This window comes from Trinickia sp., from assembly GCF_035492435.1.
Classification (GTDB): domain Bacteria; phylum Pseudomonadota; class Gammaproteobacteria; order Burkholderiales; family Burkholderiaceae; genus Trinickia.
The window spans coordinates 1-5,818 of the sequence record NZ_DATJJF010000197.1; the positions used below are offsets into that span (position 1 = coordinate 1).

General features: G+C 61.6%; 7 protein-coding genes and 1 pseudogene. 4 read left to right on the top strand and 4 right to left on the bottom strand.

The window, feature by feature from the left end:
* Nucleotides 1-154 precede the first annotated feature (154 nt).
* Both VL598_RS13995 and VL598_RS14000 read left to right on the top strand, forming a co-directional pair.
* The gene (locus VL598_RS13995) at nucleotides 155-799 is read left to right on the top strand and encodes a MarR family winged helix-turn-helix transcriptional regulator (protein ID WP_325327326.1); all 645 of its coding nucleotides are present in this window, start codon (nucleotides 155-157) and stop codon (nucleotides 797-799) included.
* Nucleotides 800-1,113: 314 nt separating this feature from the next.
* On the top strand, nucleotides 1,114-1,575 hold the full coding sequence (locus tag VL598_RS14000) for an SET domain-containing protein (RefSeq protein ID WP_325327327.1): 462 nt from the start codon (nucleotides 1,114-1,116) through the stop codon (nucleotides 1,573-1,575).
* A gap of 41 nt (nucleotides 1,576-1,616) precedes the next feature.
* Here the strand turns inward: VL598_RS14000 and VL598_RS14005 are convergent, their stop codons facing one another.
* Nucleotides 1,617-3,149, bottom strand: a complete 1,533-nt coding sequence (locus VL598_RS14005; protein ID WP_325327331.1) for a sensor histidine kinase — start codon at nucleotides 3,147-3,149, stop codon at nucleotides 1,617-1,619.
* A gap of 125 nt (nucleotides 3,150-3,274) precedes the next feature.
* On the bottom strand, nucleotides 3,275-3,961 hold the full coding sequence (locus VL598_RS14010) for a response regulator transcription factor (RefSeq protein WP_325327328.1): 687 nt from the start codon (nucleotides 3,959-3,961) through the stop codon (nucleotides 3,275-3,277).
* A 150-nt stretch (nucleotides 3,962-4,111) separates the two neighbouring features.
* Between VL598_RS14010 and VL598_RS14015 the strand changes: the two genes are divergently transcribed.
* Nucleotides 4,112-4,339: a DUF3717 domain-containing protein gene (locus VL598_RS14015; protein WP_325327329.1), complete on the top strand. Its 228-nt coding sequence runs from the start codon at nucleotides 4,112-4,114 to the stop codon at nucleotides 4,337-4,339.
* A 69-nt stretch (nucleotides 4,340-4,408) separates the two neighbouring features.
* On the opposite strand, the gene VL598_RS14020 is transcribed toward VL598_RS14015, so the two are convergent.
* Nucleotides 4,409-4,714, bottom strand: a complete 306-nt coding sequence (locus tag VL598_RS14020; RefSeq protein ID WP_325327330.1) for a 4a-hydroxytetrahydrobiopterin dehydratase — start codon at nucleotides 4,712-4,714, stop codon at nucleotides 4,409-4,411.
* A gap of 298 nt (nucleotides 4,715-5,012) precedes the next feature.
* On the opposite strand from VL598_RS14020, the gene VL598_RS14025 reads away from it, so the two are divergent.
* Nucleotides 5,013-5,507 (top strand): Lrp/AsnC family transcriptional regulator, encoded by a 495-nt coding sequence (locus VL598_RS14025; RefSeq protein WP_325327332.1) that lies wholly within the window; start codon nucleotides 5,013-5,015, stop codon nucleotides 5,505-5,507.
* Between the two features lie 168 nt (nucleotides 5,508-5,675).
* Here VL598_RS14025 and VL598_RS14030 read toward each other — a convergent pair.
* Nucleotides 5,676-5,818 (bottom strand): annotated as a pseudogene (locus tag VL598_RS14030) (LysR family transcriptional regulator); the annotation flags it as partial.

A 5,818-nucleotide genomic window follows, 5' to 3' on the forward strand; every position in this document is an offset into this window, starting at 1 on the left:
TGGAATCGAGTGTGCGCTTCGGAATAGTAAAATCGGCACGCTCGAGAGAGGGCGAGTTGTCCCACGGAGGTTTCAGCGTGTCGCAAGGCCCGGCACACTGGCAACCGGATAAGCAGCGGCATGCTGTCATTGGCAAAAAAAGCGAAGAAAGACCATGAGCGAAGGTGCATACGGAGAGCAGGCTACGGGGCGCGTTACGCACAGCCTGCTGCGTTTGAACACGGCGATGCGCAGCCAGGCGTGGGGGTGGGCGGAGAGTGCAGGTTTGACGCCGACGCAAGGCGAGATCCTTGCATTGCTCATGCAGCGCAAGATGCCGTTGCGGCTCGGGGAAATCGCGCGTGAAACGGCCTTGACGGCAGCAACGACAAGCGATGCAGTCAGCACGCTCGAAGCAAAAGGGCTCATCGAAAAACGTCGTGCGCTCGACGATGGCCGTGCGCTGGCCGTGCGTCTTACCGCTAAAGGACGCTCAGCGGCGCGGCGTGCTCTGCAATGGCCCGACTTCCTGAGCGTGGCAATCAACACGCTCGACGGCGAAGAACAGGCTGTGTTCTACCGTATGCTGCTCAAGATGATTCGGCAACTCCAGGTGCAAGGAGATATGCCCACGCATAGAATGTGCGTCACGTGTCGCCATTTTGAACCCAGCAAGAGTATGAAAAAGGCGCCGCACGGATGTACCGCGCTCGGTCAATCGCTCGGTGATGCTGAACTGCGGCTCGACTGCACGGTTCACGAAGAGGCGGATTCCTCGCTACAAAAGAAAAATTGGAAGATTTTCGCGCAACCTGCTTGAGGTCGGCGGCTGCCCTCGATTGCCGTGACGCTCTTGCGCGCGGCGACCGGTGCCCGGTGCTTCAGGTGAGTCGCGAGTGAGGATGAAGACTGCAAGAGAGCGTAGATCTATAGCCTTTTTTGCGCGTTCGTCCGAACGACGTTGAACGAAGCTATCGTCAACGTGTACGATCATGCTTCGTGACGAGTCTTGCGTCACAGCCAACGCGGCGCCCTTGTGCGCCGCGTTTTCTATCGCGAGAGCCAATCCGCTTTCATGGGCGGCGACCCCGTGCGCCGCGGTGGCAGGATTGAAGCATTTCAGAGGATTCGTTGATGAGTTCACGCAAGTTGGTCGTGCGCCGTTCCGGAGTGCATGGCAAGGGCGTGTTTGCCGCCGCGCCGTTCACAGCGGGTGAGCGTCTGATGGAGTACAAGGGTGAGCGGATTTCATGGAAGGAGGCGTTGCGCCGACATCCGCACAATCCAGACGAACCGAACCACACGTTTTACTTCGCACTCGAAGACGGCCGAGTCATAGACGGTAACGTGAACGGCAACAGCGCGCGCTGGATCAATCATTCCTGTGCGCCCAACTGTGAATCCGAAGAGGTCGAAGGGCGCGTGTTCGTTCGCGCCTTGCGAGACATCACGCCCGATGAGGAGCTTTTTTACGACTACGGCCTCGTCATCGACGAGCGCCATACAAAGAAGCTCAAAAGGGACTACGCGTGCCGTTGCGGTGCGCGTAAATGCCGAGGCACGATGCTAGCGCCCAAGCGCAACGGCAAAGCTTGAGCGTGCACGCGCGCCGCGTTTCGCGCGGCGCCGTGCGACCGTTATCCACGTGTGATTTCGTGCGATTTGCGCTCGGTGGTGGTGTTTTCGCGGGAAGACGGTACTGCCCGCTGTCCAGCCGTTCCGGCCGGCACTTGCTTTGCAAGCGGGATGCGCAAGATGAAGCGCGCACCTCCTTCGGGCGCATCGCCGTACTGCGCCGTGCCACCGTGCAAATCCACGATGTCGTGAACGATCGCAAGACCAAGCCCCGCGCCGGCATCGACACCCTCCCGCGCCGAATCCGGTCTGTCACCGCGGAAAAATCGCTTGAATAGATCGGCCTGTAGCCCCACGGGCACGCCCGGCCCGTTGTCCTCGACGACGATTTGCGCCCATGGCGTACCGCCGGCTGCGGCGGGCGTCTCTTCAACGGTGACGGTGATGTGCGCCCCATCGCGGTCGGCCAAAGGCACATATTTGAGGGCGTTGTCGAGCAGGTTTGCGATGACCTCGCGTAGCAGTACCGGATTGCCGCGCACGACGAGCGGCTTGTCGTTGTTCGGATCGTCGAGGCGCTGAAAACCGAGATCGACCTGCGCCGCCAGCGCGCGTGGCACCCATTCGGCACCCGTCTCGAATGCGAGCGCGGCAATATCGACATCGACGAAGCGAGCCGCCTGCGCACCGCCGGGCTCCGCTCGCGCGAGCGAAAGCAGTTGATTCGAGAGCCGCACGGCGCGATCCGCTGCCGCGCGCAATTCGCGCACTGCCCCGAGCGTGTGCTTCGCGTCGCGGGCGCTGGCCGCCTGCTCGGCGTGGAGTTTCACTGCGGTAAGCGGCGTGCGCAGCTGATGGGCCGCATCGGCAATGAACTTGCGTTGTGCATCAAGCGCCGTCTTCAGCCGTTCGAGGAGCGCGTTCAGCGCGCTCGTGAGCGGGCGGATCTCCATCGGGACGTGAGTTTCGTCGACGGGCTCCAGTGACATGTGCGTCTGACGGTTCAGCGAATCGGCGAGCGCGGTCAACGGACCAAGCTGCTGATTGACGACGCGCCAGACAATGCCCCAGCCCGCAAATAGCAGCAGCAGCAGCGGCATCATGATCGCAACGAGGAACTCTGCCGCCATCCGATAGCGATGGCGTAGCGGCTGCGCGACTTCGACGATCATCGGATTGCCGCTTGGCTGCGTCACGCGAACCTGTGCGACGCGGACATGCATGTCGCGATGCTGCGCTTCGAAGACGTAGGCAAAATGGATATGGCGCACGCCCTTGCCGAAAAGCGGCAAATCGCGGTCGCCGGCGATCTCATGCTCGCCGTCGCTAATGCGGTAGATGAGGTGCTGCTCGGGATCCGAGAACATGGCCTGCGCAAGCGGCGGCACCGAAATGCGCGCGTTGGGACCTGCTATCTGGATCTGCTTCGAGATGGCCGTTGCGAGGTCCGCGAGTGACCGGTCGATCACATGCTCGGTGTACTGCCAGGCAAGCCAATAGGCAATGAGGCCGCTCATCAAGGCGAGCAGCGACAGCGGCCCCGCAAGGCGGCGCAGCAGGGAGCGGCGCAAACTGATCGCGGCGGGGGGAGGCATCATCGATCGAATGAAAAAAGGAAGGCGCACGACGCGTGTCGCCGCCCATACGCAATCGTTTTGCCCACAGCGGCGCGGCTTCGCGAAAGCAGGAATGCAAGCGCGAAGCCGGGGCGCCATGATGCTCAGGACGGCTGACGAATTTCCTGCAGCAGATAGCCGAAGCCGCGTACCGTCACGATCTCGACGCGGCATTGCTCGAGCTTCTTGCGCACGCGATGGACATACACTTCGATGGCGGTATCGCCGAGATCGCCGCCGAAATGCGTCAGGTGATCTTGCAGCTGTGCCTTGCTGACGACGCGCCCGTGGCGGAGCAGCAGCATCTCGAGCACGGCGAATTCGCGCGGGGAGAGCTCGAGCGGCTTATCCTCGTTAAAGATGCGGCGATCGACGCCGGACAGGCGCACGCCGCCGAGCGACACTTCGGGCCGCGGCATGTCGCTCGCCGGACCGCTCCTGCGCATGACGGCGCGAATGCGCGCTTCAAGCTCGGCAGACTCGAACGGCTTGAGCATGTAATCGTCGGCGCCGGCGTTAAGGCCCTGGACGCGGTCGTTCAGCTCGTCGCGCGCTGTGAGTATGATGACCGGTGTGTGCCGGTTGCTCTGGCGAAAGCGCGAGAGCAGCGTCATGCCGTCGATGCCGGGCAACCCCAGATCGAGGATCACGAGCTCGTGACGGTTTTGAGTAAGGGCCTGCTCGGCGAAAATTCCGTCGTGAACCATATCGACGGTAAAACCGGCTTGTTCGAGACTGCTTTGGATGCCGCGCGCGATGGGGCGGTCGTCTTCGATCAGGAGAAGTCGCATGGAAGTCGCTCAAATACAATGGGTTACGCACAGCACACGCCAAAACGCGGCTGGCACGCGGTTAGAAGACGTTCGGTCGCAGTATCAAGCGCGTGCTGCCACAGTAGATCGGCCAAACCGGCTGGCGGCTTTACAGCAATGACGCAAATCATGACCGAGATCACGATCAACGAACTGGAAGCCGCGATCAACTTTTGGCGCGCCCGCTCGCCTTCGACGGGCGATGAGCTCAGCCTGTGCAAGGAGGCGAGCGCGCTCTCCAAGCCGTATGCGCTGTTGATTGTACAGCGTCGCACGACATTGCCGGAGAATGGCTTGGAGCCCGCCGCGCGCGCGGCATGGGAGGCTTACCTGAAAGCGCGGCTATCGGAAGGCTGAGCGGGTAGCGCAAAACGGCGTTTAAGGAGAGCACAGGTGGGGGCGTCACGCTAAGGGCAGCGGGCTGCCTCAGGCGCCCTGCATGCTTTTCGCCACGTCGTCGATGAAGCGCGCTAGCGCGACATCGCGTTCTGTGATGCCACCGGCTTCGTGCGTTGACAAGGTGATGTCGACGGTTCGATAGACGTTGAACCATTCCGGATGGTGATTCATTTCCTGCGCCTTGATCGCTATACGCGTCATGAAGCCGAATGCCTCGTTGAAGTCGCCGAACGTCAGCTGGCGATGAATGGCATCACGGCCCACAACCGCTTCCCAGCCGTGCAATTGAGCGAGCTGCTTCGAGCGTTCCTCGGACGTAAGCTTGTGGATCATCGTTGTACCTCTCATCGGTTGGCACGGCCTTGCCCGGCCTTTCTATGCGCGTCGTCGCAGATACGCGGCGAGACGTTACGAAAGCCAGATAGCCATTCTTTCACAGTTGGTCGCGCCTTGCCGCCGAGTGGCCGAGTTGCGGTGCGGCCAAACGCCGCTCGAGCCCGAAATGCGGCGCGCGCAGCGGCTCACTGCCGGCGCGGGCGACGATGCGGTAAGAATTGCTGGAACTTCGTGGAAATGCTTATTGGCATGCAATAATCTAGCGCTTGTAACCTGTTTTATGCGTGAACCGATGATGTTGGAAGTCGACCATTTCGATTTGGCCTTGCTCGAGGTGCTGCAGCATTTCGGGCGTGCGACGCATCAGCAACTGGGCGAGCGCGTGCCGCTTTCGCCTTCGCAAATCGGGCGGCGTCTGCAGCGGCTGGAGGCGGCTGGCGTGATCGAGGGTTATCGCGTTGTCCTTTCGGCGGAGCGGCTGGGCCTGGGTGTGACGGCGTTCACGAGCCTCAAGCTCAAGCACCATGGGGATTCGATCGTCGAGCAGTTTCAGCGGCAGATCGAGGTGCTGCCCGAGGTGCTCGAATGCCATGCGGTCGTGGGCGAAGCCGACTATCTGCTGCGCATTGTCGCTCCCGACCTTGGCGCATTGTCGTCATTCGTCATGAAAAAGCTGATGCACGTGCCGGGTGTCGATAGTGTGCGCTCGAACATCGTGCTCGCGACTTTCAAGCGCAACGGCGCGCTCCCGCTAGATCACCTTGGGACTGCTGACCGGACGTCGACGTGATGTCGGCCTGATGTCGGCCTGAGTTGGCGCTTCGGCGCCTACTCAGGCCCCATGTAAAGCTGTTGGCGCTTCAGCGCCTACTCAGGCCCCATGCAAAGCTGTTGGCGCTTCAGCGCCTACTCGTGCCTCATGCAAGGCTGTTGGCGCCGCTTCAGACCATTGCAGCACTCAAACTGCCCACTGCGCTTCGATGAGCCTGAAGGCGGCGGCAATGGCCGGTTCTTTGCTGCGAGCGGCGAGGGCGATGAAAGTGAGTTCGGTCGGCACCGTTACGCCTTCCACAATCGTCAGCGCATGAGAATGGGCCTCGG